We start from the raw sequence: 26,629 nt of genomic DNA on the forward strand, positions 1-26,629 counted from the left end.
GTCCTACCTCATCGCCGTGAGGATCGCAGTTATCCGCGAGCGGTCAAACCCAAGCCGTCCAAGTATCCGACCAGAAATAAAAATGCCAGTCAGCTTAACTGACTGGCATTACGCTTTCGGGCGCCCTTTTTCGTATCTGCACCAGCGCTGTGCAGGCGTGACGCGGTCGCGAGGGATCGGGTACAATCCGCGGCTATTTTCGGCAAGCGTCTTGCCTGTGCCTTCTTTGAGTGTTGATCTGTGAGTGACCTGAGTCATATCCGCAATTTTTCCATCATTGCCCACATTGACCACGGCAAGTCCACCTTGGCTGACCGTTTCATCCAGATGTGCGGCGGTCTCACCGCGCGTGAAATGGAGGCTCAGGTTCTGGACTCCATGGACCTGGAACGTGAGCGCGGCATCACCATCAAGGCCCACAGCGTCACCCTTCACTACAAGGCTAATGACGGCAAGACCTACCAGCTGAACTTCATCGATACTCCCGGCCACGTCGACTTCACCTACGAAGTCTCGCGCTCGCTGGCGGCATGCGAAGGTGCATTGCTGGTGGTCGATGCCGGCCAGGGCGTCGAGGCGCAGTCGGTTGCCAACTGCTACACCGCCATCGAGCAGGGGCTGGAAGTGATGCCCGTGCTGAACAAGATGGACCTGCCGCAGGCCGACCCGGACCGCGTCAAGGACGAGATCGAGAAGATCATCGGCATCGACGCCACCGACGCCGTGGCCTGCAGCGCCAAGAGCGGCATGGGCGTGGACGAGGTGCTCGAACGCCTGGTGCAGACCATTCCGGCGCCGACCGGCGAGATCGATGCGCCGCTGCAGGCGTTGATCATCGATTCCTGGTTCGACAATTATCTGGGCGTGGTCTCGCTGGTGCGCGTGCGCCAGGGCCGCGTGAAGAAGGGCGACAAGATTCTGGTCAAGTCCACCGGTAAGGTGCACCTGGTCGACAGTGTCGGTGTATTCACCCCGAAACACACCGCTACTGCTGATCTCAAAGCCGGTGAAGTGGGCTTCATCATCGCCAGCATCAAGGACATTCATGGTGCGCCGGTGGGTGACACCCTGACCCTGTCCTCGACTCCCGAGGTCGAAGTACTGCCGGGCTTCAAGAAGATCCAGCCGCAGGTGTACGCCGGCCTGTTCCCGGTCAGCTCAGACGATTTCGAGGACTTCCGCGATGCCCTGCAGAAGCTGACTCTCAACGATTCATCGCTGCAGTACGCGCCGGAAAGCTCCGATGCACTGGGCTTCGGTTTCCGTTGCGGCTTCCTCGGCATGCTGCACATGGAGATCATCCAGGAGCGCCTGGAGCGCGAGTACGACCTGGACCTGATCACCACCGCGCCGAGTGTAATCTACGAGATCGAGCTCAAGACGGGTGAAACCATCAGCGTGGACAACCCGTCCAAGTTGCCGGACGTTTCGGCAGTGGCCGACTTCCGCGAGCCGATCGTCACCGCGACCATCCTGGTGCCGCAGGAACACCTGGGTAACGTCATCACCCTGTGCATCGAGAAGCGTGGCGTGCAGCGCGACATGCAATTTCTCGGGTCGCAGGTTCAGGTTCGCTACGACCTGCCGATGAACGAAGTGGTGCTGGACTTCTTCGACCGTCTGAAGTCGACCAGCCGTGGTTATGCGTCGCTGGACTATCATTTCGACCGCTACCAGTCTGCCAACCTGGTCAAGCTGGACGTACTGATCAACGGCGACAAGGTCGATGCTCTGGCCTTGATCGTTCACCGCGACAACGCGGCCTACAAGGGCCGTGCCTTGACCGAGAAGATGAAGGAACTGATTCCTCGGCAGATGTTCGATGTGGCGATCCAGGCAGCCATCGGCGGTCAGATCATCGCGCGGACCACTGTCAAGGCGCTCAGAAAGAACGTACTGGCCAAATGTTACGGTGGCGACGTGAGCCGTAAGAAGAAGCTGCTCGAGAAGCAGAAGGCCGGTAAGAAACGCATGAAGCAGGTCGGTAACGTGGAGATCCCACAGGAAGCCTTCCTCGCCGTGCTCAGGTTGGATAGCTAAGGCTCTATGTCGATCAATTTCCCGCTCCTGTTGGTTATCGCGGTCGCCGTTTGCGGCTTCCTGGCCCTGATCGATCTGATTCTTCTGGCTCCGCGCCGCCGTGCGGCGATTGCGGCGTACCAGGGGCGGGTCGACGATCCTGACGACAGGGTGCTGGAACGTCTGAGCAAGGAGCCCTTGCTGGTCGAGTACGGCAAATCCTTCTTCCCGGTGCTGGCCATCGTGCTGGTGCTGCGCTCGTTTCTGGTGGAACCGTTCCAGATTCCTTCCGGGTCGATGAAGCCGACCCTGGAAGTGGGCGATTTCATCCTGGTCAACAAGTTCGCCTACGGCATTCGTCTGCCGGTGATCGACGAGAAGATCATCGAGGTGGATAACCCGCAGCGCGGCGATGTGATGGTGTTCCGCTATCCCAGCGACCCGACCATCAACTACATCAAGCGCGTGGTGGGACTGCCGGGTGATCGCATCGAGTACACCCAGGGCAAGCGTCTGCTGATCAATGGCGAGCCGGTGGCCGAAAAGCTGATCGGTGAGGAGCCGGGCAGCCTGGGTGGTGCGATGCTCTATCAGGAGCGTCTGGGCCAGGTCGAACACACCATCCGCAAGGAAATGACCCGCATGCGCCGCGAGCCCGGCGGCCAATGGGTGGTGCCGGAAGGGCACTACTTCATGATGGGCGACAACCGTGACAACTCCAACGACAGCCGTTACTGGCGTGATCGTCATATCCCTCAGGAGCTGTGGGGCATGGTCCCGGACGACCATATCGTCGGCAAGGCCTTCGCCATCTGGATGAGCTGGCCGGAGCCCAAGACCGGCAATCTGCCCAATTTCTCTCGGGTCGGCCTGATTCATTGAGCACTGGCGCGCTGTTCAATGCAGCGCCACAGGCTATAAATAGTCTAGCCGTCAGGCTTTCCAACAAGACCGTCTATTGGGGATACACATGACTTTCGCGCGCTCGCAGCAGGGGCTTTCCATTCTGGGTTGGCTGGTGGTTCTGGCCGTGGTGGCATTCTTCGCCAGTACGGTGTTCAAGGTGCTGCCGCATTACATGGACTATATGTCCATGGAGAAAATCATCACGTCGGTGGAAACCGATAAAGCGGCCGACGTGCGGACCATCAACGAGTTTTACAACCACGTCAGCAAGGGCATGCAGGTCAATAACATTCGTGACCTGAACATGCGCGATGCTCTGCAGGTCAAGGTGGAGAACAACGAGTTCCAGGTCCACCTCAAGTATGAAAAACGCGAGCCGCTGATCGAGAACCTCGATCTGGTGGTGAATTTCGACAAAGAATTTCGTGTACGGATGCCGTGAGTCCCAATCTGTCCCGCCTCGAGCGCAAGCTCGGCTATAGCTTCAAGGATCAGGACCTGATGGTCCTGGCCCTGACCCATCGCAGTTTCGCCGGCCGCAACAATGAGCGGCTGGAATTTCTCGGTGATGCCATCCTCAATTTCGTCGCCGGTGAGGCGCTATTCGAGCGCTTCCCGCAAGCCCGCGAAGGCCAGCTTTCGCGCCTGCGCGCACGCCTGGTCAAGGGCGAGACGCTGGCCGTGCTGGCGCGCGGTTTCGAGCTGGGCGAATACCTGCGCCTGGGCTCTGGTGAGCTGAAAAGTGGCGGCTTTCGTCGCGAGTCGATCCTGGCCGATGCTCTGGAGGCGCTGATCGGCGCCATCTATCTGGACACCGGCATGGATGCAGCACGCGAGCGCGTGCTGGACTGGCTGACCGGTGAGCTGGACGGCCTGACCCTGGTCGACACCAACAAGGACCCGAAAACGCGCCTGCAGGAGTTCCTGCAATCGCGTGCCTGTGAGCTACCTCGTTACGAGGTGGTAGACGTACAGGGCGAGCCGCACTGCCGTACCTTCATGGTCGAGTGCCAGGTTTCCCTGCTCAATGAAAAGACCCTGGGCCAGGGCGGCAGCCGGCGTATCGCCGAGCAGGTCGCTGCGGCTGCGGCGCTGATCGCCCTCGGGGTGGAGAATGGCAATGACTGATGCACCTGTGACCCGTTGCGGCTACGTCGCCATCGTCGGCCGGCCCAACGTGGGCAAGTCGACGCTGCTCAACCACATCCTCGGGCAGAAGTTGGCGATCACTTCGCGTAAACCGCAGACCACCCGCCACAACATGCTCGGGATCAAGACCGAGGGCGAGATTCAGGCCGTCTACGTCGACACGCCCGGCCTGCACAAGCAGAACGATAAGGCACTCAACCGCTACATGAACCGTAGCGCCTCCACCGCGCTGAAAGACGTTGATGTCGTGGTGTTCGTGGTCGACCGCATGCGCTGGACCGACGAAGATCAACTGGTGCTGGAGAAGGTGCAGCACGTCAAATGCCCGATCCTGCTGGCGGTGAACAAGGCTGATCGCCTGGAAGACAAGAGCGAGCTGCTGCCGCACCTGAACTGGCTGGCTGAGCAACTGCCGCAGGCGGAGATCGTGCCGATCTCCGCACTGCAGGGGCAGAACCTCGACACCCTGGAGAAGCTGGTGGGCGAGCGTCTGCCGGAGTCTGAACATTTCTACCCGGAAGACCAGATCACCGACCGTTCCAGCCGTTTCCTGGCGGCCGAGCTGATCCGCGAGAAGATCATGCGTCAGCTCGGTGCCGAGCTGCCGTACCAGATCACCGTAGAGATCGAGGAATTCAAACAGGAGGGTCGCATCCTGCATATCCACGGCCTGATCCTGGTGGAGCGCGACGGGCAGAAGAAGATCATCATCGGCGACAAGGGCGAGCGCATCAAACGCATCGGCCAGGAAGCGCGCAAGGACATGGAAACCATGTTCGACTCCAAGGTGATGCTCAACCTCTGGGTCAAGGTCAAAGGTGGCTGGTCCGACGACGAACGCGCCCTGCGTTCGCTGGGTTACCTGGATTGATCGAGGCGCCATGCGCATCCTCGTTGTTGCTCATGGCGCATTCTGGCGGTTAACCACATGACTTCTGCCGCCTACGTTCTGCATAGCCGTCCGTACAAGGAAAGCAGCGCCCTGGTGGACTTCTTCACCGCCCAGGGCCGCGTGCGTGCAGTGCTACGCGCCGCACGCGGCAAGGTCGGCAGCATCGCCCGGCCTTTTGCGCCGTTGGAGCTGGAGCTGCGGGGGCGGGGCGAGCTGAAGACCGTCGGCCGCCTGGAAAGCGCCGGTATTCCTCTGTTGCTGACCGGCGAGGCGCTGTTCTCAGGGCTCTATCTCAACGAACTGCTGATCCGCCTGCTGCCGGCCGAAGACCCGCACCCCGTGATGCTCGAGCACTATGGCCTCACCTTGCAGGCACTGGCTGCCGGCCGGGCGCTGGAGCCGCTGTTGCGTGCGTTCGAATGGCGTCTGCTGGACGAGCTGGGCTATGGTTTCGCCCTGGATCGTGACCAGCACGACCAACCCATCGATCCGACTGCACTTTACCGTTGGCAGCAGGACATAGGCCTGGTGCCGGTGGTACAACTGCAACCCGGTGTATTCCAGGGCCGCGAACTGTTGGCCATGGCCGAAGCCGACTGGCAGACCCCAGGCGCGCTGGCTGCCGCCAAGCGCCTGATGCGTCAGGCGCTGGCACCTCATCTAGGCGGCAGGCCCCTGGTCAGCCGCGAACTTTTCATGACGCTCAAGGAGTCCAAGCGTGACTGAGGCCAATCGTATTCTGCTCGGCGTGAACATCGACCACGTCGCCACCCTGCGCCAGGCTCGTGGCACGCGCTACCCGGACCCGGTCAAGGCCGCGCTGGACGCCGAAGAAGCCGGCGCCGATGGCATTACCGTGCACCTGCGTGAAGACCGCCGGCACATTCAGGATCGCGATGTGCGTGTGCTGGCCGATGTGCTGCAGACGCGGATGAACTTCGAAATGGGCGTCACCGATTTCATGCTCGGTTTCGCCGAGCAGATCCGTCCCGCGCATGTCTGCCTGGTACCGGAAACCCGCCAGGAACTGACCACCGAAGGCGGTCTGGACGTGGCCGGGCAGGAGGCGCGTATCGCCGCGGCGGTGGAGCGTCTGACGCTGGCCGGTTGCGAGGTGTCGCTGTTCATCGACGCCGAAGAGCGGCAGATCGAAGCGGCCATGCGCGTCGGTGCGCCGGCCATCGAACTGCACACTGGTCGCTATGCTGATGCGCACACCGCGGAAGAAGCCGCGCATGAGCTTTCACGCATTCGCGATGGCGTTATCTGCGGCCTGAACCACGGGCTGATCGTCAACGCCGGTCACGGTTTGCACTACCACAATGCCGAGGCTGTCGCCGCGATTCCCGGCATCAACGAACTGAACATCGGCCACGCCATCGTCGCCCATGCGTTGTTCGTCGGTTTCAAGCAGGCCGTCGCCGAGATGAAGGCCCTGATCGTCGCCGCTGCCTATCGCGGCTAGCGTACTTTATGGGAGGGGCCTTCAGCCGCGACTTTCGATGGTCTATCGCCGCTGAAGCGCCTCCCACTTCGTTCGTTCAGTCCTGGCTGAAAGCCTGAACCATCTGTCTGGCGAGTACCTCGACGGCGTCAATCAGTTTGATGTGGTACTCGCCAAGGGCAGGTAAGCCCTGTTCCGGACCGAGCCGGCGCAGGGGGGGGGCTGACCAGGCTGCGCGGGAAGGGGGCGATGGCGAGGTCGGCGGTCATTGCCGCTTCCTGGCCGGCGCACTGCTCACAGGAATAGGCGATACGGTACGCCAGCCCTTGTCGGTCCAGCGCATCGAGGGCGGTACGGCGCCAGGCGCAGCCCGGGTTGGCCAGCGCCAGTGGCAGGGGTGAGCGCTGCATGGCCAGGCCGCCGTCGCGTCCAGCCCAGACCAGTTCTTCGGAATAGATCACTTCGCCGCGCGAATCATCCAGGCCGTCGTTGCCGGCGTTGATCAGGGTCAGGTCCAGCTCGCCGGCATCCAGCTTCGCCACCAGATCCACGCTGCGCCCGACCTTGACCTCGACCTCCACGGCCGGATGGCTGCGGGCGAACAGAGTCAAGATACTCGGTAGTACGCGGTCGCCGATATCGTTCGGCGTACCGAAGCGCACGCGCCCGGCCATGCCCGAGTTCTACATGCCGGCCATGTGGCCGCTGGATCTGCAGAACGCCATCGTCGACTGGATCAGCGCCTGGTTCTGGCGTCGGCGCATGCGCCGCCTGCTGGCGCAGGATATCGAGGGGCGGATTCGCCTGGGCAGCGCCCGCGGTGTGGTGGAGCAGGGCGCCGGTGAGCCGCTGCGGCTGATCGCGCAGCGGCGTGCACGTTGGCTGCGGCCGTAGGGCGGGTGCAACCCACCAATTGCAGTCTGGCGGGGTGCACCAGCCCTACGAGAACCGCTGTTCTTAAGGCTTGCGTGCGATCAGCACGGCGCGGGTCGGTCCCGGCAGGCCTTCGACGGTGCGACTGTGATCGGCCGGGTCGAGAAATTCCGGCAGCGACTGGAAGCGCATCCACTCGGTGGCGCGTTGTTCTTCCACCGAGGTGGTGCTGACATCCACGCAACGCACGTCCTCGAAACCAGCGCGGCGTAGCCAGCGTTCCAGCGCCGGCACCGACGGCAGGAACCAGACGTTGCGCATCTGCGCGTAGCGATCTTCGGGCACCAGCACCTGTTCGGCATCGCCTTCGACCACCAGGGTTTCCAGTACCAGCTCGCCGCCCTTGACCAAGGCGTCCTTGAGATCCAGCAGATGATCGATGGGCGAGCGACGGTGATACAGCACGCCCATGGAGAACACCGTGTCGAAGCCCTGCAGCCTGGCCGGCAGTTCCTCGAAGGCCAGCGGCAGGTGCCATACCGGTTGCTCCGGCAGGTAGCGCTTCATCGCCAGGAACTGGCAGAGGAACAGCCAGTTGGGGTCGATGCCGACCACGCTGTCGGCACCCGCGCCGAGCATGCGCCACATGTAGTAGCCGTTGCCGCAACCGACATCAAGGATGCGCTTGCCGACCAGATCCAGATGCGGGGCGACGCGCTGCCATTTCCAGTCCGAGCGCCATTCGGTGTCGATGTGCACGCCGAACAGTTCGAACGGGCCCTTGCGCCAGGGGATAAGCCCCTGCAGGGCCGTTTTCAACTGCGCGCGCGTGGCCTCGTCACAAGCGCCGCCGAAGGCGAAGCGCTGAGCCAGTTCCACCTCGCTCACCGGCAGATCCGGCAAGGCCTGGACGGCGCCGTACCAGCGGGCGAGGTCGCCGTGACCGATGGCCAGCTTGGCATCGAGCTGGCCGGGCAGCTCACAAGCCCAGTCCTGCAGCGGAGTGCCGGCCAGTTGTGCCTGCAGGGCGTCGAGATCCAGGTCGCGCATCATGGCAGGGCCACCAGCGAGGCGAAATTCAGGCACTGGAACCAGGGCAGCACCTTGCTGAAGCCGGCAGCCAGCAGGCGTTCGCGATGCTGCTCGAGGCTGTCTGGCAGCATCACCTTCTCGATGGCGCTGCGCTTCTGGGCGATTTCCAGTTCGCTGTAGCCGTTGGCGCGCTTGAAGGCGACATGCAGCTCGGTGAGCAGCTCGTGCTCGGCAGCGTCCTCGAAGCGCAGTTTTTCCGAGAGAATCAGCGCGCCACCGGGCAACAGTGCCTGGCGAATGCGCGTTAGCAGCTCTAGGCGGCGCTCCGGCGGGATGAACTGCAGGGTGAAGTTCAGCGTGACCAATGAGGTGGGCTGCAGGTCGAGGGTGAGAATGTCGGCCTCGATCACCTCCACCGGTAGCAGCTCCTGGAACATGGCGTCCTGAGCATGCAGGTACTCGCTGCAGCGCGCGACCATGGCCGGGGAGTTGTCCACGGCGATGACCTTGCAGCCATCGACGCGCACATGACGACGCAGCGCCTGGGTCACTGCACCGAGCGAGGCTCCGAGGTCATACAGCGTAGTCTGTGGCTGGGCAAACTGGCCGGCGAGCACGCCGATGTTCTCGACGATGGTCGGGTAGCCGGGCACCGAGCGCTTGATCATGTCGGGAAACACCCGCACCACGTCCTCGTTGAAGACGAAGTCGGGCACCTCGGCCAGTGGCTGGGCGAATAGACGATCGGGTTCTTGGCTCACGGCAGTCGCAACGGGTAGCGGAAAAGGCCGGCATTTTAGCCAAGTGTGGCGCAACAGTCAGGCGCTGTTGCTGCGCTGGAAGGCCGAAGCGGTGATGCCCCACTGGCCGAGCCAGTAGGTGAGGATGATGGCGTAAGGCGCGGCGTCGAAGCTGGCGACGAAGCGGTCGATGCCGATCAGGCTGTCGGACAGCACGAAGAGCGCCGCACCAACTGCGGCGAGCCAGGTGGAGCGTGGCTGTAGGTCCGGGTGGCCGATGCGGGCCAGGGCGCGCCAGAGCATCAGGCAAATCGCGGTGGCATAGCAGGCCACCGGAATCAGCAGCTCGCCCAGACCGCTGCTGGCCAGTATGGCGAACATCGCGCCACCGGCGATCAGCGCCAGCAGCAAGGCGGGTAGGGCCGGCAGCCGGCTATCGGAGACGTAGGCGCGCAGATAGGCCAGGTGGCCGATCAGGAAGGCGCCGAGGCCGAACACGAAGAGGTCGCCGGGCCAGTCCAGAAGGATGTCGCCGGCCAGGGAAAATACCAGGCCTATGCAGATCCAGCGCCGGTAGGTGCCAGCCGGTGCCTGGCGCAGCCAGAGCAGCAGGGCGATCACCGGGATGCCCTTGGTCAGCAGGCTGAGCTGCGCATCGCCGGTGATCCGGCCATAAAGAAATACCGCAGCACCCGCCAGGCCGAGCAGCAACCAACGCATAGCAAGACTCCCTTCGTTAATATTGGAATGGCGCGACTATGCCCAGCGGCCGTGCGGCTGCCAATGCGAGGGGTGCCAAATCGAGTGGCGGATTGTGCCGCCCCTCGACGTCACGAGCAGTATTGGGCAACGTAGGCATTCGTCGAGGAGAAGCGCATGTCGATATCGCCACCTGTCACCGATCTGATCGCGCGGCTGTACCGTGAGGAGTCGCCGCCACCCTGATTCGCCTGCTCGGCGATTTCGACCTGGCCGAAGAGGCGCTGCATGAGGCCTTTCGCAGTGCGGTCGAGCAGTGGCCGTAGAGTAGCGTTCCGGACAACCCGCGCGCCTGGCTGGTCTCTGCCGGGCGCTTCAAGGCCATCGGCAACCTGCGTCGGTAGCGCCGCTTTCAGCCGCTGGACGAACAGGCCGAGCTGCCAGATGAGAGCGTTGCCGAGGAGAGCGAGCTGCTCGAAGACGACCGCCTGCGCCTGATTTTCACCTGCTGCCACCCGGCGCTGGCCAGCGATGCCCAGGTGGCGTTGACCCTGCGCGAGGTGTGCGACCTGACCACCGAGGAGATCGCTCGCGCCTTCCTCTCCAGTCCTTCGACCCTGGCGCAGCGCATCGTCAGGGCCAAGGCGAAGATTCGCGATGCGCGCATCCCTTACGAGGTGCCGGGGCGTAGCGAACTGCCCGAGCGTCTGGAGGCGGTGTTGCGGGTGATCTATCTGGTGTTCAACGAAGGCTACTTCGCCAGCTCCGGCGATTCACTGACCCGTAGCCAACTGTCTGACGAGGCGATTCGCCTGGGCCGTTTGCTGCAGGAGCTGCTGCCCGAGCCGGAGGTGCAGGGGCTGTTCGCGCTGATGTTGCTGCATGAATCGCGTCGCGCGGCACGCAGCGGGGTCGATGGCGAGGTGATCTTGCTGGAAGCCCAGGATCGCAGCGTGTGGGACCGCGAACTGATCGCCGAAGGCGAGGCCCTGGTCCTGCAGGCCCTGCATTCACGGCGTTTCGGTCCTTACAGTCTGTAGGCGGCGATTGCCGCGGTGCATGCCGAGGCGGCCAGTCTGGAAGACACCGATTGGGTGCAAATCGTCGGCCTGTACTACGAGCTGCTGCGCCTGAATCCGTCGCCGGTGATCGAACTCAACCGCGCCGTGGCGCTGGCCATGCGTGATGGGCTTGAAACCGGGCTGCAGCAGATCGACCGTCTGCTGGGCATGGGCGAGTTGGACGGTTACCACCTGGCCCATGCGGCGCGGGCCGATCTGCTGCGCAGACTGGGCCGCCGAGAACAGGCGATTGCAGCCTACCGTCAGGCCCTGGCGCTGGCGCAACAGGGCCCGGATCGACAGTTTCTGCAAAGGAGGCTGGAGGAGCTAGGCGATCCGTAGGGTGCGCTGTATGCACCGAGATTCTTCGGTGCATACGCTCGGCGCGCATAGCGCATCCTACGGAGCGGGCGTGCTTAGCCCGCCACCAATACGCGAATCGCTTCCAGGCGCAGAGCGGCCTTGTCGAACATCGCCAGGCTCTGTTCGCGCTGTTTGCGCAGGGCGTCGATCTCGCTGTCACGTACGCTCGGGTTGACCGCGCGCAGGGCGACCAGGCGCGCTAGTTCTTCGTCCAGTTCGGCGATCAGGCGGCGTTTGGCCTCGGCGACGCGCTCGATATGGCGCGGCATGACCTTGGCTTCGGCGTCGTTGATCTGCTTGGCCAGTACGTCGCGCTGGGCCTGGACGAACTTGTTGGCACTGGCGCGCGGCACGCTTTCAAGCTGATCGTTGAGCGTCTCGAAGCCGACCTTGGGCGCCAGGTCGTTGCCATTGGCGTCGAGCAGGCAGCGCAGCGCAGCCGGCGGCAGGAAGCGGCCGAGCTGCAGCTTGCGCGGGCCGACCACTTCGCTGACGTAGAGCAGTTCCAGCAGCACGGTGCCAGGCTTGAGCGCCTTGTTCTTGATCAGTGCGACGGCGGTGTTGCCCATCGAGCCGGACAGCACCAGGTCCATGCCGCCTTGCACCATGGGGTGTTCCCAGGTGAGGAACTGCATGTCTTCGCGGACCAGGGCCTGCTCGCGGTCGTAGGTGATGGTCACCGCTTCGTCGTCACCCAACGGGAAGCTGGCATCCAGCATTTTTTCGCTGGGGCGCAGGATCAGGGCGTTGTCGGAGTGGTCTTCGCTGTCGATGCCGAAGGCGTTGAACAGCTCTTCCATGTAGATCGGCAGGGTGAACTGGTCGTCCTGCTCGAGGATCGCCTCGACCAGTGCTTCGCCTTCACCGGCGCCGCCGGAGTTCAGCTCCAGCAGGCGGTCGCGGCCGCTGTGCAGTTCGCCTTCCAGGCGGATGCGCTCGGCGCTGGCTTCGTCTACCAGTTGCTGCCACTGGCCATCGTCACCGTTTTCCATCAGCGGCAGCAGGCGCGGGCCGAACTGGTGCTGCAGGGCGTTGCCGGTGGGGCAGGTGGCCAGGAAGGCATTAAGCGCCTGGTGGTACCACTGGAACAGGCGCTCCTGCGGGCTGTTCTCCAGGTACGGCACGTGCAGTTGGATGCGGTGCTTCTGGCCGATCCGGTCGAGACGGCCGATGCGCTGTTCGAGCAGGTCCGGGTGTGCCGGCAGGTCGAACAGCACCAGGTGATGGGCGAACTGGAAGTTACGGCCTTCGGAGCCGATCTCCGAGCAGATCAGCACCTGCGCGCCAAATTCTTCGTCGGCGAAGTAGGCAGCGGCGCGGTCGCGCTCGAGGATGCTCATGCCTTCATGGAACACCGTGGCCGGGATGCCGGAGCGCACGCGCAGGGCATCTTCCAGATCCAGCGCGGTTTCGGCGTGGGCGCAGATCACCAGCACCTTGAATTTCTTCAGCATCTTCAGGGTGTCGATCAGCCACTCTACGCGCGGGTCTATGCGCCACCAGCGTTGCTCTTCGTCGACATCGTCCTGCGCCTGGTAGCTGACTTCCGGGTACAGCTCGGCGTGCTCGCCGATCGGCAGCTCCAGATATTCGTCCGGGCTCGGCAGCGGGTAGGGGTGCAGTTCGCGCTCGGGGAAGCCCTGCACGGCGGCGCGGGTGTTGCGGAACAGCAGGCGGCCGGTGCCGTGGCGGTCCAGCAGTTCGCGCACCAGGCGGGCGCGGGCGTCATCATCGCCGCTGTCTACGGCATCGAGCAGCTCGCGGCCCTCATCGCCGAGGAAACTGCCGATGGCGTCGCGCGCCTGGGCGCTGAGCTTGCCCTGGTCGAGCAGCTCCTGCACGGCCTCGGCAACCGGGCGGTACTGGCTGCTTTCGGCGCGGAAGGCTTCCAGGTCGTGGAAACGGGCTGGGTCGAGCAGACGCAGGCGGGCGAAGTGACTGTCCTGGCCGAGCTGTTCCGGGGTGGCGGTGAGCAGCAACACGCCGGGGATGACCTCGGCCAGTTGCTCGACCAGCGAATATTCGGCGCTGGCCTGTTCCGGGTGCCAGACCAGGTGATGGGCTTCGTCGACCACCAGCAGGTCCCAGCCGGCGGCGAACAGCGCGTCCTGGGCCTTGTCGTCGTCCTTCAGCCACTCCAGGGCGACCAGTGCCAGCTGGCAATCCTCGAAGGGGTTGCTGGCGTCGCTCTCCATGAAGCGCTCGGCGTCGAACAGCGCGACATCGAGGTTGAAGCGACGGCGCATCTCCACCAGCCACTGGTGCTGCAGGTTTTCCGGAACCAGGATCAGCACGCGGCTGGCGCGGCCGGAGAGCAACTGGCGATGGATCACCAGGCCGGCTTCGATGGTCTTGCCCAGACCCACTTCGTCGGCCAGTAGTACGCGCGGGGCGATGCGGTCGGCCACTTCGCGGGCGATGTGCAATTGGTGGGCGATCGGCTGGGCGCGCGCGCCGCCGAGGCCCCAGAGCGACGACTGCAACAGGCGGCTGTTGTGTTCCAGGCTGTGGTAACGCAGGGCGAACCAGGCCAGCGGGTCGATCTGGCCGGCGAACAGGCGGTCGCTGGCCAGGCGGAACTGGATGAAGTTCGACAGCTGGGTTTCCGGCAGGGTCACCGGTTTATGCTGGACATCGAGGCCGTGGTAGACCAGCAGGCCGTCGACGTCCTCGACTTCCTGTACGGTGAGCTTCCAGCCCTCGAAATGGGTAATTTCGTCGCCCGGGGCGAAGCGCACGCGGGTCAGCGGGGCATTGCGCGTGGCGTACTGGCGGGTTTCGCCGGTGGCCGGGTAGAGCACGGTGAGCAGGCGGCCTTCCTCGGCGAGGATGGTGCCCAGACCCAATTCCGCTTCGCTGTCACTGATCCAGCGTTGCCCCGGTTGATATTGCGCCATGCCTATCTGTCTCCCGCGTGAAAAAGCCGGCTATGGTAACGGATGCCGCGCCATGGCCAAAGCGGTCATGGCACTATCATTGCGTCCGCCAGTCGAAAGTGTAGCGAGCACAGGCTAAAGTCGCGGATGACGGGGCCGACAGCCTGACCAACGGAGGTGCTGTAACGTGCTACCGCCTATCCCCCATAGCCTGGTGCCAGTCACTGCCACGCAGGACGTGATCAAGCCCAAGCCCGAGATTCCTCCGGTGACCCCGGCCGAGGGCAGTGCCAAGGAAAGTGCGCTGAGCCTGGACAAGCGGCACCCGCAGGAAACCGAGGAGCTGCTGCGCGAAGAGCAGCGCCGCCGTCAGCGGCGTGGCTACACTCCGGAACAGCTGGCCGAGGCCGAGCCAGAAGAGGTGGAACAGACGCTGGGCGATCTTCCGCGACAAGGACTTTGGGTGGATGTGGAAGTCTGAGAAACTCTTTTCATTCTTTTGTGCGTAGATCGTCATGCTGTTCGCCGACCCCTTGCCCGCACTCGCAGATGCAGAGCTGGACTACCTCCCAGGCTGGATCGACCCCGCGCTCGCCGATAGCTGGCTGCATACGCTGGTTGAACAGACGCCCTGGCAGCAGCCGGAGTTGTTCATCCATGGTCGCTATCATCGAACACCGCGGCTGACGGCTTGGTATGGCGACCCTGAGGCACGTTATCGTTATTCCGGGAAGCTTCACGAACCCTTGCCCTGGACGCCGCTACTGAGTGAGATTCGCCAGCGGGTCGCGAAAGAGGTCGGGCAGCCGCTCAACGCCGTACTGCTCAACCATTACCGCGACGGCCAGGACTCCATGGGCTGGCACAGCGATGCAGAGCCGGAGCTGGGACGTGATCCGCTGATCGCCTCGCTCAATCTGGGCGGCAGCCGGCGTTTCGATCTGCGCCGCGTCGGCAGTACGCGTATCGAACATTCACTGACGCTGGAACACGCTTCGCTACTGGTCATGCGCGGGCCGACCCAGCATCATTGGCAACATCAAGTGGCGAAGACGCGGCAAGCCTGCGCGCCACGCCTGAACCTGACCTTTCGCCTGATTCGGTTTCCGCTATGAGCAATGACGACAAGCTGATCGATTTCGCCGCCGAGCGCGACAAGCGTATCCACGATCTCAACGACAAGCGCCTCAACGAGATGCGCCAGGTTTTCGAGCAGGCCTTGCCGATCGGCAAGGCCAAGAAGAAGTCCAAGAGCAAACCCAAGAAGCGCTGAAACTCCCATCGTTTGTTCGTCATGCACGGCTGCCAGGCCGTGCTTCCCGCCTCGCACCCCCTCGATTTCTTGACCTGGGTCAGTATTCCCTCCGGCCTGGTCGCGCCTGCTCGTCAGCCATTGATCCAGATCAATTTTCCCGCTGCCAGCGCTGATAACGTGAAGCCATCCCAGACAGACAGGCACAACAGGAGGCAGCCATGTTCGTCGATACAGTGGTTCTCGCCGGAGTCGGCACCGTTCTTCTGATGGTCGCGTTCTTCGGGGGTGTTGGTTACTTCATCTGGAAGGATGCTCACAAGCGCAAGCAGAGCTAACCCTTCCAGTTCACTGGGCACGCAAGGCAATTCGGGCGACTTCGGTCGCCCTTTTTTTATTTGCATGTTGCCTGCCTGGGCGTATGGCGCCTTCTGGACATAAATACTTAGCTAGCTAATAATTGAGTTTCGCACGGAGGCGGAACCCAATCGCTACAGCTATGTTCAGAGTTGAGATTTCTTCAGGTAGCCATCGTGCGTGATTCCTTGCTGGCGTTTCTCGCGCCAAGCTCGCAAGCCGTTCAATTTGCCATCAAGACCCTGCTCGGCGGCGGTCTGGCGTTGTGGTGTGCGTTGCGTTTCGGCCTGGAGCAACCGCAGTGGGCGTTAATGACCGCGTTCATCGTCGCCCAGCCGCTGTCCGGCATGGTGGTGCAGAAGGGCCTGGCGCGGCTGCTCGGTACGCTGGTCGGCACCTTCATGGCCGTGGTGATGATGGGCCTGTTCGCCCAGGCGCCGCTGCTGTTCATACTGGCGTTCGCCTTGTGGTTGGCGTTGTGTACGGCGTCCTCGACCATGTTGCGCAGCGCCTGGTCATATTCCTTCGTGCTGGCTGGCTACACCGTGGCGATCATCGCCTTGCCGGCCATCGGCAAGCCGCATGTGGTATTCGATGAAGCCATCGCCCGCTGCACGGAAATTTGCCTGGGCATCATCTGCGCCACCCTGAGCAGCGCTTTGCTCTGGCCGCAGCGCGTCGAGCGGCAACTGGCACAGCAGGCGCGCAACGCCTGGCAGGCCGGCGTTGCGGCTTCGCGTCAGGCGCTGGCGGGTGAGGCTGATTCGCGACAGGGCTTGCTGGAGGTGCTGGCGCGGATCGTCGCCGTCGACGCCCAGCGCGAGCACGCCTGGTTCGAGGGTGCCCGTGGTCGCCAGCGTGCCGTGGCGTTGCGGGTGTTGAGTCGTGATCTGCTCGGCATGTTACGCCTGGCCCGTGGAGTGGCGCGGCAGTGGCGGCAACTGAGCGGTGTCGAGGCGCAGGCGGTCGCGCCCTGGTTGCAGGTGGTGGACGAGCGCTTGCAGCAGGAGCAGCCAGCGGGCCTGCTGGAGCTGGTCGAGCAACTGCGTCAGGCCGCGCAGGACGATGAACTGAGCAGTGGCCAGCAACTGTGTCTGGAACGTTTGATGGTGCTGCTGTTGCGTGTCGAGGAAGCCAGCCACGCGTTGCGCGCGGTCGAGGAGGGCAGGGCTCCGGCCGATGCGCCGCGCGCCCTGTCCTGGCATTACGACTGGCAAACCGCGCTGGTGTATGGCTCGCGCAGCGCGCTGACCTTTCTGGTTCTGGCGGCGTTCTGGCTGGCCACCGGCTGGACCCACGCCACCGGTGCGCTGCTGCTGGCCTGTGTGGTCTGCAGCTTGTTCGCCCGCCTCGAAGCGGCGCCGCAGATCGGCATGATGTTCCTGCGCGGCATCTTCTACGCGCTGCCGGTAGCGTTCTTCGTCGGCCAGATCCTGATGCCGCAGATCGATGGCTTCGTGATGCTCTGCATGGTGCTGGGCGTGCCGCTGTTCTTCGGCGTGCTGGGCATGGCCAAACCGGCGACGGCCGCGACCTCGACCTCGTTCTGCCTGCACTTCATCGTGCTCTGCCTGCCGGCGCCGGGTGTCGGCTACAACGTCGAATTTTTCCTCAATGAAGCGCCGGGCATGCTGATGGGCGTGGGTTGCGCGGTGATGGCGTTCAAGCTGGTGGTATTGCGCAATCCGGTTTGGCATGGGCGGCGCCTGATGCAGGCGATCCTGAGCGATCTGGGGCGGCTGACCCGTCGTGACTTGGGTCGCGCCGAGAACTGGTTCGGCGGGCGTATGGCTGATCGCCTGATCCAGCTGGCACGACACTATCCGGCGCGGCCGGATCAAACGCGCAGCCGCTGGGACGATGGCGTGGCCGGTCTCGACCTGGGCGACGAGTTGCTGCACCTGCGCAAGTGTCTGGCCAATGCCGATGCTGGCCTGGCGCGGTCGCAGCAGCGTTTCCTGGAGCGCCTCGATGACGCGTTGGAGCGTGGTCCCGCACCAGGCCGTGAAGATGACCTGAACGCAGCGGTGGCCGAACTGCAACAGGCCCTGCGCGCCTGCACGCCGAGCATCGACAAACGTCTGGCCGAGGCGGCTCTGTTGCAACTGCAGAACGGCTGGCGTCACTGGTGCCAACTAAGGGGAGGGGCTGATGGGTTTGCATGAATGGTCGCTGGGCGGCGTGTTGCTGAGCCCGATGGCGGCCTACGCGGTATTGGCGCTGTTGCTGACCGGCGTGTTGCGCCTGGGACTGCAGCGTGTCGGGCTGTCGTGTTGGATCTGGCACGAAGCCCTGTTCGATTGTGCCTTGTATGTCTGCGTGCTGGCGGCGGTAATCGCCGTCCTGGCGCATTGAGGAGAGAAAGCATGCGTTCGACCATTCGAGTCGGCATCACCCTGGCCATGGTGGCGGCGGCGATTTTCGCCGGCTCCTGGATCTGGCAGCACTACATGTACTCGCCCTGGACGCGCGACGCTCGGGTGCGCGCCGACGTGGTGACCATAGCCCCGGACGTGTCCGGCTGGGTGGTCGAGCTCAAGGTGCGCGACAACCAGCAGGTCAAGGCGGGTGATCTGCTGATGAGCATCGACCGCGATCGCTATCAGGCGGCGGTGGAGAAAGCCAAGGCGGTGGTGGATATTCGCCGCCAGCAGCTGAGCCTGCGCGAGCACGAAGCTTCGCGCCGCTCTCGCCTAGGTGCCCAGGCGATCAGTGCCGAGCTGCTGGAAAACGCGCAGATCAATGCCGAGATGGCGCGCAGCGAGTACCGCGAAGCGCAGGCCGATCTGCGTGTGGCCGAGCTGAATCTGGCACGCAGCGAAGTGTATGCCCCACGCGATGGGCAGATCACCAATCTGGTGCTGGCGCAGGGTAACTACATCAATGCCGGGCAGGCAGTGATGGCGCTGGTCGATACCGAATCGTTCTACGTGCAGGCGTATTTCGAGGAAACCAAGTTGCCGCGCATACAGGTTGGCGCGCCGGTGGAAGTGTGGCTGATGGGCGGTGATCAGCAGATTCGCGGCGAGGTCGAAAGCATCAGCCGTGGCATCACCGACCGCAACGCCAGCCCGGATGGGCAACTGCTGGCCAATGTCGAGCCGACCTTCAACTGGGTGCGCCTGGCGCAGCGCATTCCGGTGCGCATCAAGCTCGATCAGGTACCTGAGGGCATGGTGCTGAGCGCCGGCATGACCGCCAGCGTAAGGGTGGAATAGGGCGGTTTCACAATTGTAGGAGCGGCTTCAGTCGCGAGCTCTTCAAGGTGAATCGCGGCTGAGGCCGCTCCTACGGTCACTATTCGCATGAGTTAGCAGGGTGGACAACGCGAAGCTTGTCCACCGCTTGGACCGACGCAATGGTGGATGAAAAAAGCGTCATCCACGATCTAAAGCCCTTCCCTTGTTTCAGCGTCAGGCGCGCTCGATCTGTGCCGGCGTGCGGCGCATCAACACCTTGCCGTGGCGCACCGACACCAGCGCGTGGCCCTGGCTGCGTACCATCTCGTAATCGTCCGGCGCCGAGAGGATCAGCAGGTTGGCCGGGCGCCCCACTTCCAGCCCATACCCTTCACCCAGGTTCAGTGCGCGCGCCGAGTTGTCGGTGATCAGATCCAGGCTGCGCTTGAGGTCTTCGTAGCCGAGCATGTGGCAAATATGCAGGCCGGCTTCGAGGATGCGCAGGATGTTGCCGTTACCCAGCGGGTACCAGGGGTCGACGATGGAATCCTGGCCGAAGCAGACGTTCATCCCGGCGCGGTCGATCTCCGCCACGCGAGTCAGGCCCCGGCGTTTCGGGTAGGTATCGAAACGGCCCTGCAGGTGGATGCTTTCGGTGGGGCAGGAAATGAAGCTGATGCCGCTCATCTTCAGCAGGCGGAACAGCTTGGAGCAGTAGGCGTTGTCGTAGGAGCCCATGGCCACGGTGTGGCTGGCGGTGACACGTGCGCCCATTCCGCGCACGCGGGCTTCTTCGGCCAGCACTTCGAGAAAGCGCGACTGCGGGTCGTCGGTCTCGTCGCAGTGCACGTCCACCAGGCAGGCGGTGCGCTCGGCCAGATCCATAAGGAACTTGATCGACGACACGCCTTGGTCACGGGTGTTCTCGAAGTGCGGGATGCCGCCGACCACATCGGCGCCCAGTTCCACGGCTTGCTCCATCAGCGCGCGACCATTGGCGTAGGACTCGATGCCCTCCTGCGGAAAGGCGACGATCTGCAAGTCGATAAGGTGGCGGGTTTCCTCACGTACTTCGAGCATGGCCTTGAGGGCAGCGAGGGTCGGGTCGGTGACGTCGACGTGGGTGCGCACGTGCTGAATGCCATGGTCGACCAGCATGTCGATGGTCTTCTTGGCGCGGGTCTTGGTGTCTTCATGGGTGACCAGCGCCTTGCGCTCGGCCCAGCGCTCGATGCCCTCGAACAGGGTGCCGCTCATGTTCCAGGCCGGCTCGCCGGCGGTGAGGGTGGCGTCGAGGTGGATGTGCGGCTCGACGAAGGGCGGCACGACCAGATTGCCGGCGGCGTTCAGATCGCCCTCGGCGATGGGGGGCAAGGCGTGCTGGGCGTCGATGGCAGCGATGCGCTCGCCGTCCAGGGTGATGCGGTGCAGGCCGTCTCGGCCGCGCAGGCGTGCATTGTGGATGATCATCAGGTTTCCTCTCAGGCAGGCGACGACAGGCGCCGGATCAACAGCGCAACGCTGATGTTCAGGCGGTCGTGCGGATCTTCGAATGAGCAGCCGGTCAGCGCTTCGATGCGCTGTAGACGGTAGCTAAGGGTATTGCGGTGAACGTTCAGGCGTTGCGCGGCCAGGGCCAGGTTGCCGTTCTCGGCGAACCAGGCCTCCAGCGTCGGCATCAGCACCGGTTGGTGGCGCGAGTCGTCGCCGATCAGCGGGCCGACCACGCGTTCGACGAAGCGATCGAGCAGGCTGCGGTCGCGGATCGCACCGAGCAGCTCCAGCACGCCCAATTCATTGAAACTGCACAGGCCCAGGCGCTCGGGAAAGCGCTGCGCCACGGCCAGTGCCTGGCGTGCTTCACCCAGGCCCTGGGCGAAACGCGGCGCCTCGCAGCCGGCGCTGCCTAGGCCAAGGAACAGCCGTAGTGGGCCGAGTTGCGGGCGTAGTTCATCGAGCAGCACGGTCATGGCCTGACGATTACGCGCTTCGGCGTGGGCATCGGGGCAGGGCAGCAGGGCGATCCAGTGACGGCCCTGGCTGACCAGCGGCAGCGCATTACCGAGTTCGCCGAGGCTCTGCTCCAGTCGCCGTTGCAGCAGTTGTTGGCGAGTCTGTAGCTGGCGTTCGGCGTCTTCGTCGGGCAGGTCACCGAACAGTTGCTCGCTGCCGTCGAGGCGCAGCAGTGCCACCTGACGCGGCACATGCAGTGCCAGGCCGAGGCTGTCACCGCGTTGCAGCAGCACCTCGAGTGACTGGTAGTCACCCTCGAGCACCTGCTCCAGCACGTGCTGGCGTGAGCGGCCGAGCTGCTGCGCCTGCACCAGCGCGGTGCCGATGGCCTGGGTGACCACCACCATCTTCAGCGCGTAGGGCTGCTCGATCAGTGGTAGGTTCAGGCGCTCGGCTTCTGCGATGACGCTGGGCGGGATGGCCTGGATGAACTCGGCGCCGGTGAGGATGACCATGCCGGCCACCACGCGCTCATGGCCTTCGCGCACCAGGCGTAGCAGGTTGGCTTCGTCACGCGGATGGTTGATGCCGGTGACGAAGATCAGCTCGCCGCCCATCACCCAGTCGGCGATGCCTTCGTTCTCGGCCACGTAGGGCCAGCGCACGGCATTGTCGCGCCCGGCCTGGCCGGCACGCAGGTGCATGCTGGCCAGGTCGGGCAGGGCGAGTACATCGGCGACGGTCAGGCTCACGCGCCGGCGACCTGTTGGCGGCCGACCAGGGCCTTGTTCAGTTCGAACAGCACAACGTAGGCCACGGCAGCCACGGCGATGCCCACCAGCGGGGCTACCCAGGGCGAGAAGTAGGCGCTGAGTGCACCGATCAGGTAGGCGCCCAGGCCGACCCAGTTGAACGTCGGCAGACGTACATCGGCCAGTTTCGGATAGCGCGCGCGGTGGCCGTAGAAGAAGTCGGCCATGATCACGCCGCCAATCGGCGGGATGATCGAGCCGAGCAGGATCAGGAAGGGGATCAGCATCTCGTACATGCCACCGATGGCCAGCAGGGTGCCGATGCCGGCGCCTGCCAGGGTGACGGTCTTGCGCTTGCCGGTGCGCAGCAGGTTGCAGCCGGCAGCGGCGAAGTTGTAGATGGTGTTGTCCTGGGTGGTCCACAGGTTGAGGAACAGCATGACCACGGCAGCCATGGACAGCCCTTGCAGCACCAGCACTTCGACTACGTCCGGTTGCTGGTAGACGATGGCGCCATAGGCGCCGGCTACGATCATCAGGCCGTTGCCGATGAAGAAGCCGAACAGGCTGGCCAGTACCGCGACGCGGCCGCTCTTGGCGAAACGCGTCCAGTTGGTGGCCTGGGTGGCGCCGCTGACGAAGGTGCCGAACACCAGGGTAATGGCCACGCTCAGGCTCATGCTCTCCTTGGGCTCGACCGCCAGCAGGCCGGCCAGACCGCCGATATCACGGGTAGCGATCCACAGCGACACCACCAGCAGCACCAGCATGGCCGGCACGGCGACGCGCGAAAGCAGATCCAGACCCTTGTAGCCGACGAAGGCGGTGAGGCAGAAACCGAAGCCGAACAGCACCATCAACGGAATGGTCAGGCTTTCGGACAGGCCAAGGATCTTCACCAGGACGATGGCGATGGTCGCCGTGCCCCAGGCATACCAGCCGATCTGGGTGAAGCCGAGCAGCATGTCGGACAGCTTGCTGCCCACCTCGCCGAAGCAGAAACGGCCCATTAGCACCGAGTTCAGGCCGCTGTGGCAGGCGATCAGGCCCAGCACGGCGGCATACAGGCCAAGCAGCAGGTTACCGATCACCGCGGCCCAGAGCAGGGTGGTGAAGTCGAAGGCCATGCCGATCTTGCCGCCGGCGAACATGGTGGCGGTGAAGAAGGTGAAGCCGAACAGCAGGATGGCGGTGGAGAACAGCCCCTTACGTGCGCCGTTGGGCACCTCGCTGAGGGGGTAATCGCTATCGGGGGTGGCGTGGCTCATGGACCTGGCTCCGGTGTGGGTGTCGAGGCCTTGGCGATAGCAGGGGGCGTGCCAGAGTGGCAGGTGCGTTCGGTTTGGTCTGCTCGTCAAAAAGCTTTGTGCTGTTTGCACAAAGAAATGCCTTTTTGAAGCGCATTTCTACATTTGCGTTGTGAGCATAGAACAAAAGTGGTGCGCGCCAGAGCTGTCGCGCACCAGCTTGCAGCGCATCAGTTTACGGTCACCTGCGGCATCGGCGGCATGGTCACGGTCTGCTCGGCGCTCGGGGCGAGCACTTCGGCTTCGCCGTCGACCACTTGCTTGCCGTCCTGGTTGAACACGCGGGTGGCGATGCGCACGCGGTTCTTCGGCAGTTTTTCCAGCACTTCCAGCTTCACGGTAAGGGTATCGCCGAGCTTCACCGGGCGGGTGAACTTGAGCTGCTGGCCGAGGTAGATGGTGCCCGGGCCGGGGAGGTTGCAGGCGATGGCGGCGCTGATCAGGGCGCCAGTGAACATGCCGTGGGCGATGCGCTCCTTGAACATGGTCTCGGCGGCGAAGGCGGCGTCCAGGTGCACCGGATTGTTGTCACCGGAGACGGCGGCGAACAGTTGCACGTCGCGCTCTTCGACCTGTTTCTCGAAGCTCGCCTGCTGGCCGACTTCGAGGGCGTCGTAGGGGATGTTGGTTACCTGGGTCATGGGCACTCCTTGATTGGGCTTCGTTCCTGGCTCAGCGCCTGCTGCAGCCAGTCGATCAGGTGGGTGGTGACCTCGTCGCGATTGCTCTCGTTGAGCAGCTCATGACGGGCCTCGGGATAAATCTTCAGTTGCACGTCGCGCACGCCGGCCTCGCGCAGGGCGCCTGCCAGATCACCCAGGCGCTTGCCGTCGCTGACCGGGTCGCGTGAGCCGCCGATCACCAGCAGCGGCAGGTCGGCATCGATCTGCGCCAGGTTCTCGACCGGGGTGATGTATTGCAGGCCGTCGAGCAGGTCACACCACAGCTGCGTGGTGCAGACGAAACCGCACAGCGGATCGGTCACGTATTTGTCCACTTCCGCCGGGTCGCGGCTGAGCCAGTCGAAGGCCGTGCGGTTGGGCTTGAAGGCCTTGTTGAACGAGCCGAAGGAGAGAAAATCGATGACTTTGCTGCGGCCTTTGGGGCCCAGACGCCAGCGTTCGAAGCCAGCGATCAGCCGGGCGGCCTTGTACAGCATCACGGGCTGGTAGTTGGAGCCGGACAGCACGGCGCCCTGCAGGCTGCAACTGTGCCCCATCAGATAAGCCATGCCGATGTAGCTGCCCATGCTATGGCCGAACAGGAAGATCGGTGCTTGCGGGTAGCGCTGGCGGATATGGTGATTGAGCGAGGCCAGGTCGCCGACCACCTTGTCCCAGCCGCCTTCGTCGGCGTAGTGGCCGAGCACGCCTTGAGCGGCGCTCTGGCCATGACCGCGCTGGTCCAGCGCATAGAGGTCGAAGCCGGCGGCTACCAGGCTCTCGGCCAGGCGTGCATAGCGCAGGCTGTGTTCGGCCATGCCGTGGGACAGCATGACCACCGCGCGCGGTGGCTGATCACCGTGCCAGTGGTTGACGTGCAGGTGAAGACCGTCCTGGGTGGCCAGGGGAAAGGCGTTGTGGCGCATGGCGAATCCTTGTGCCGGAAGTTGGCGGCATTGTGCACCTTGGTCATCAACAGGCATAGCTCCCCGGTTTTCTTCGCAGCGGTAAAGATCGGTTACGAATCACTGCATTTATTGCGAAATTCAGCCCATCAATGACGCCTTCGAGCTATTTGCGGCTCGGCCCTAAGCTGCTACTTTCCGGGCAGTCAGATCACTTCAGGGGAAGAGGACAAGAACAATGCAACCTGATTTCTGGAACGACAAACGCGCCCCTGGCGTGCCCAACGATATCGACCTGTCCAGCTACAAGTCGGTGATCGAAGTGTTCGAGCGCTCGTGCAAGCGCTTTGCCGACCGTCCTGCCTTCAGCAATCTCGGCGTTACGCTGACCTATGCCGAGCTGGATCGCCTCTCCGCGACCTTCGCCGCCTACCTGCAAAAGCACACTGACCTCAAGCCGGGCGATCGTATCGCGGTGCAGATGCCCAACGTGCTGCAGTATCCGATCGCGGTATTCGGCGCCATGCGCGCCGGGCTGATCGTGGTCAACACCAACCCGCTGTACACCGCGCGTGAGATGCGCCACCAGTTCAAGGACGCCGGTGTGCGTGCGCTGGTGTACCTGAACATGTTCGGCAAGCTGGTGCAGGAGGTGCTGCCGGATACCGAGATCGACTACCTGATCGAAGCCAAGATGGGCGACCTGCTGCCGACCCTCAAGGGTTGGCTGGTCAACACCGTGGTGAAGAAGGTCAAGAAGATGGTGCCGGACTACCATCTGCCCCAGGCCATTGCCTTCAAGCAGGTGCTCAAGCAGGGTCATGGCCAGGCACTGGCGCCGGTCAAGGCCAGTCACGACGACATCGCCGTGCTGCAGTACACCGGCGGCACCACCGGCGTAGCCAAGGGCGCGATGCTCACTCATGGCAACCTGGTGGCCAACATGCTGCAGGTCGATGCCTGCCTGTCGCAGCTCGGCCTGGACGGCACGCCGCTGATGAAGCAGGGCCAGGAGATCATGATCGCGCCGCTGCCGCTGTACCACATCTATGCATTCACCGCGAACTGCATGTGCATGATGGTCAACGGTAACCACAACGTACTTATCACCAACCCGCGCGACATCCCCGGCTTCGTCAAGGAGTTGGGCAAGTGGAAGTTCTCCGCGCTGCTGGGCCTGAACACCCTGTTCGTCGCGCTAATGGATAACCCCGAGTTCAAGAACCTCGACTTCTCCAACCTCAAGGTCACCAACTCCGGTGGTACCGCGTTGGTCAAAGCCACCGCCGAGCGCTGGCAGCAGATGACCGGTTGCACCGTGGTCGAAGGCTATGGCCTGACCGAAACCTCGCCGGTGGCCAGTACCAACCCCTACGGTGACAAGGCGCGCCTGGGTACGGTCGGCATTCCGGTGCCGGGCACGGCGTTCAAGGTGATCGATGACGACGGCAATGAATTGCCCACGGGCGAGCGCGGCGAACTGTGCATCAAGGGCCCGCAGGTGATGAAGGGTTACTGGCTGCGTGAAGAAGCCACTGCCGAGGTGCTCGATGCCGAAGGCTGGTTCAAGACCGGCGACATTGCCGTGATCGACCCGGACGGTTTCGTGCGCATCGTCGATCGCAAGAAGGACATGATCATCGTCTCGGGTTTCAACGTGTATCCCAACGAGATCGAAGATGTGGTCATGGCCCACCCGAAGGTCGCCAGTTGCGCCGCTATCGGTGTGCCGGACGAGAAGTCCGGGGAGGCGGTCAAACTGTTCGTGGTGCCGCGTGACGGCGGTGTCACCGCGGAAGAGCTCAAGGCCTACTGCAAGGAAAACTTCACCGGCTACAAGGTGCCCAAGCACATCGTGTTCAAGGACTCGCTGCCGATGACCCCGGTTGGCAAGATCCTGCGTCGCGAGCTGCGCGACATCGCCTGACTCCAGAGCCCCTTCTCGCGGTAGAGAAGGGGCTTCCCGCCTCCCGCTGCCATCGGCAGTCCAATTGTTGTGATTTCGTAACCGCCAAAGCCTGTTGCATGCGCTACCGCACTGCATCGGTCACACTTACGCGCTAGGCTCCAAACGCTGCAATATGCGAGCTAGAGGCTTTTCGCGGATTATCGGCGGAAAATATAGGTCGTGACTTTTTGGTCTTTTTTGGTCACTTTTACGACTGCGTGGGCCGTGCTTGGTGCTGGTGGGCCTCTGGCAAAGCTGCT

25 protein-coding genes and 2 pseudogenes are annotated in these 26,629 nt (G+C 63.5%); 17 read left to right on the forward strand and 10 right to left on the reverse strand.

Features of this window, described 5'->3' with window-relative positions; all coding sequences use genetic code 11:
* The first annotated feature begins 240 nt into the window (after positions 1-240).
* The 7 genes from lepA to pdxJ all read left to right on the forward strand — a co-directional run bounded on the left by lepA (position 241) and on the right by pdxJ (position 6,431).
* Positions 241-2,040 (forward strand): translation elongation factor 4, encoded by a 1,800-nt coding sequence (gene lepA / locus ACNFCJ_RS20590; RefSeq protein ID WP_416773322.1) that lies wholly within the window; start codon positions 241-243, stop codon positions 2,038-2,040.
* A 6-nt stretch (positions 2,041-2,046) separates the two neighbouring features.
* Positions 2,047-2,901, forward strand: coding sequence for a signal peptidase I (lepB, locus tag ACNFCJ_RS20595; RefSeq protein WP_179576049.1), 855 nt, complete (start codon positions 2,047-2,049; stop codon positions 2,899-2,901).
* An 88-nt stretch (positions 2,902-2,989) separates the two neighbouring features.
* Entirely contained in the window at positions 2,990-3,367 is a 378-nt protein-coding gene (locus ACNFCJ_RS20600; RefSeq protein ID WP_416773325.1) for a DUF4845 domain-containing protein, read from the forward strand.
* Positions 3,364-4,053 (forward strand): ribonuclease III, encoded by a 690-nt coding sequence (rnc, locus tag ACNFCJ_RS20605; RefSeq protein WP_160020488.1) that lies wholly within the window; start codon positions 3,364-3,366, stop codon positions 4,051-4,053. Before ACNFCJ_RS20600 ends, rnc begins: the two co-directional genes overlap by 4 nt.
* Entirely contained in the window at positions 4,046-4,945 is a 900-nt protein-coding gene (gene era, locus ACNFCJ_RS20610; RefSeq protein ID WP_416773328.1) for a GTPase Era, read from the forward strand. Before rnc ends, era begins: the two co-directional genes overlap by 8 nt.
* Positions 4,946-5,002: 57 nt before the next feature.
* On the forward strand, positions 5,003-5,692 hold the full coding sequence (gene recO, locus ACNFCJ_RS20615) for a DNA repair protein RecO (protein ID WP_125835668.1): 690 nt from the start codon (positions 5,003-5,005) through the stop codon (positions 5,690-5,692).
* The gene (gene pdxJ / locus ACNFCJ_RS20620; RefSeq protein WP_041977810.1) at positions 5,685-6,431 is read left to right on the forward strand and encodes a pyridoxine 5'-phosphate synthase; all 747 of its coding nucleotides are present in this window, start codon (positions 5,685-5,687) and stop codon (positions 6,429-6,431) included. Before recO ends, pdxJ begins: the two co-directional genes overlap by 8 nt.
* Positions 6,432-6,507: 76 nt before the next feature.
* Here pdxJ and ACNFCJ_RS20625 read toward each other — a convergent pair.
* Positions 6,508-7,084, reverse strand: a pseudogene (locus ACNFCJ_RS20625) (LysR substrate-binding domain-containing protein); the annotation flags it as partial.
* On the opposite strand from ACNFCJ_RS20625, the gene ACNFCJ_RS20630 reads away from it, so the two are divergent.
* A complete protein-coding gene (locus tag ACNFCJ_RS20630; RefSeq protein WP_416773330.1) occupies positions 7,083-7,304 on the forward strand; it encodes a hypothetical protein in 222 nt (73 codons plus the stop codon). The pseudogene ACNFCJ_RS20625 and the gene ACNFCJ_RS20630 sit on opposite strands and share 2 nt — an antisense overlap.
* 63 nt (positions 7,305-7,367) lie before the next feature.
* Here the strand turns inward: ACNFCJ_RS20630 and cmoB are convergent, their stop codons facing one another.
* The 3 genes from cmoB to ACNFCJ_RS20645 are packed head-to-tail and all read right to left on the reverse strand — an operon-like array spanning position 7,368 to position 9,775.
* Positions 7,368-8,336: a tRNA 5-methoxyuridine(34)/uridine 5-oxyacetic acid(34) synthase CmoB gene (gene cmoB, locus ACNFCJ_RS20635; RefSeq protein ID WP_416773332.1), complete on the reverse strand. Its 969-nt coding sequence runs from the start codon at positions 8,334-8,336 to the stop codon at positions 7,368-7,370.
* Entirely contained in the window at positions 8,333-9,076 is a 744-nt protein-coding gene (gene cmoA / locus ACNFCJ_RS20640; protein ID WP_416773334.1) for a carboxy-S-adenosyl-L-methionine synthase CmoA, read from the reverse strand. The genes cmoB and cmoA overlap by 4 nt, the downstream gene beginning before the upstream one ends.
* Positions 9,077-9,133: 57 nt before the next feature.
* On the reverse strand, positions 9,134-9,775 hold the full coding sequence (locus ACNFCJ_RS20645) for a lysoplasmalogenase (RefSeq protein ID WP_416773336.1): 642 nt from the start codon (positions 9,773-9,775) through the stop codon (positions 9,134-9,136).
* A 221-nt stretch (positions 9,776-9,996) separates the two neighbouring features.
* On the opposite strand from ACNFCJ_RS20645, the pseudogene ACNFCJ_RS20650 reads away from it, so the two are divergent.
* Positions 9,997-11,157: pseudogene (locus ACNFCJ_RS20650) on the forward strand (RNA polymerase sigma factor).
* A gap of 74 nt (positions 11,158-11,231) precedes the next feature.
* On the opposite strand, the gene rapA reads toward ACNFCJ_RS20650, so the two are convergent.
* On the reverse strand, positions 11,232-14,081 hold the full coding sequence (gene rapA, locus ACNFCJ_RS20655) for an RNA polymerase-associated protein RapA (protein ID WP_416773364.1): 2,850 nt from the start codon (positions 14,079-14,081) through the stop codon (positions 11,232-11,234).
* A gap of 160 nt (positions 14,082-14,241) precedes the next feature.
* Here rapA and ACNFCJ_RS20660 point away from each other — a divergent pair, with 160 nt between their 5' ends.
* From ACNFCJ_RS20660 to ACNFCJ_RS20690, 7 genes are all read left to right on the forward strand, one after another.
* A complete protein-coding gene (locus ACNFCJ_RS20660; RefSeq protein WP_099522029.1) occupies positions 14,242-14,535 on the forward strand; it encodes an aspartate-semialdehyde dehydrogenase in 294 nt (97 codons plus the stop codon).
* Between the two features lie 34 nt (positions 14,536-14,569).
* Complete coding sequence (locus tag ACNFCJ_RS20665; protein ID WP_143506712.1) at positions 14,570-15,169, forward strand: alpha-ketoglutarate-dependent dioxygenase AlkB family protein; 600 nt, start codon at positions 14,570-14,572, stop codon at positions 15,167-15,169.
* Positions 15,166-15,327: a hypothetical protein gene (locus ACNFCJ_RS20670; RefSeq protein ID WP_416773338.1), complete on the forward strand. Its 162-nt coding sequence runs from the start codon at positions 15,166-15,168 to the stop codon at positions 15,325-15,327. The genes ACNFCJ_RS20665 and ACNFCJ_RS20670 overlap by 4 nt, the downstream gene beginning before the upstream one ends.
* Before the next feature lie 200 nt (positions 15,328-15,527).
* Positions 15,528-15,644: a cytochrome c oxidase subunit CcoM gene (gene ccoM / locus ACNFCJ_RS20675; protein WP_017361612.1), complete on the forward strand. Its 117-nt coding sequence runs from the start codon at positions 15,528-15,530 to the stop codon at positions 15,642-15,644.
* Between the two features lie 195 nt (positions 15,645-15,839).
* Complete coding sequence (locus tag ACNFCJ_RS20680) at positions 15,840-17,828, forward strand: FUSC family protein (RefSeq protein WP_416773340.1); 1,989 nt, start codon at positions 15,840-15,842, stop codon at positions 17,826-17,828.
* Positions 17,815-18,018, forward strand: coding sequence for a DUF1656 domain-containing protein (locus tag ACNFCJ_RS20685; RefSeq protein WP_416773341.1), 204 nt, complete (start codon positions 17,815-17,817; stop codon positions 18,016-18,018). The genes ACNFCJ_RS20680 and ACNFCJ_RS20685 overlap by 14 nt, the downstream gene beginning before the upstream one ends.
* Before the next feature lie 11 nt (positions 18,019-18,029).
* Positions 18,030-18,881 (forward strand): HlyD family secretion protein, encoded by an 852-nt coding sequence (locus ACNFCJ_RS20690; RefSeq protein ID WP_143506709.1) that lies wholly within the window; start codon positions 18,030-18,032, stop codon positions 18,879-18,881.
* Between the two features lie 195 nt (positions 18,882-19,076).
* On the opposite strand, the gene codA is transcribed toward ACNFCJ_RS20690, so the two are convergent.
* The 5 genes from codA to ACNFCJ_RS20715 all read right to left on the reverse strand — a co-directional run bounded on the left by codA (position 19,077) and on the right by ACNFCJ_RS20715 (position 24,442).
* Positions 19,077-20,312, reverse strand: a complete 1,236-nt coding sequence (codA, locus tag ACNFCJ_RS20695; protein WP_416773343.1) for a cytosine deaminase — start codon at positions 20,310-20,312, stop codon at positions 19,077-19,079.
* Positions 20,313-20,323: 11 nt separating this feature from the next.
* On the reverse strand, positions 20,324-21,547 hold the full coding sequence (locus tag ACNFCJ_RS20700) for a PucR family transcriptional regulator (protein WP_004423911.1): 1,224 nt from the start codon (positions 21,545-21,547) through the stop codon (positions 20,324-20,326).
* Complete coding sequence (gene codB, locus ACNFCJ_RS20705) at positions 21,544-22,815, reverse strand: cytosine permease (protein WP_416773345.1); 1,272 nt, start codon at positions 22,813-22,815, stop codon at positions 21,544-21,546. Before codB ends, ACNFCJ_RS20700 begins: the two co-directional genes overlap by 4 nt.
* A 209-nt stretch (positions 22,816-23,024) precedes the next feature.
* Positions 23,025-23,495, reverse strand: coding sequence for a MaoC family dehydratase (locus tag ACNFCJ_RS20710; RefSeq protein ID WP_181564115.1), 471 nt, complete (start codon positions 23,493-23,495; stop codon positions 23,025-23,027).
* Positions 23,492-24,442, reverse strand: a complete 951-nt coding sequence (locus ACNFCJ_RS20715; protein WP_416773347.1) for a lysophospholipase — start codon at positions 24,440-24,442, stop codon at positions 23,492-23,494. The genes ACNFCJ_RS20710 and ACNFCJ_RS20715 overlap by 4 nt, the downstream gene beginning before the upstream one ends.
* Positions 24,443-24,659: 217 nt before the next feature.
* Here ACNFCJ_RS20715 and fadD2 point away from each other — a divergent pair, with 217 nt between their 5' ends.
* Positions 24,660-26,348, forward strand: a complete 1,689-nt coding sequence (fadD2, locus tag ACNFCJ_RS20720; RefSeq protein WP_416773349.1) for a long-chain-fatty-acid--CoA ligase FadD2 — start codon at positions 24,660-24,662, stop codon at positions 26,346-26,348.
* Positions 26,349-26,629: the final 281 nt, after the last annotated feature.

The organism is Pseudomonas sp. NY15364, from assembly GCF_048068235.1.
In the GTDB taxonomy this organism is placed as follows: domain Bacteria; phylum Pseudomonadota; class Gammaproteobacteria; order Pseudomonadales; family Pseudomonadaceae; genus Aquipseudomonas; species Aquipseudomonas mendocina_D.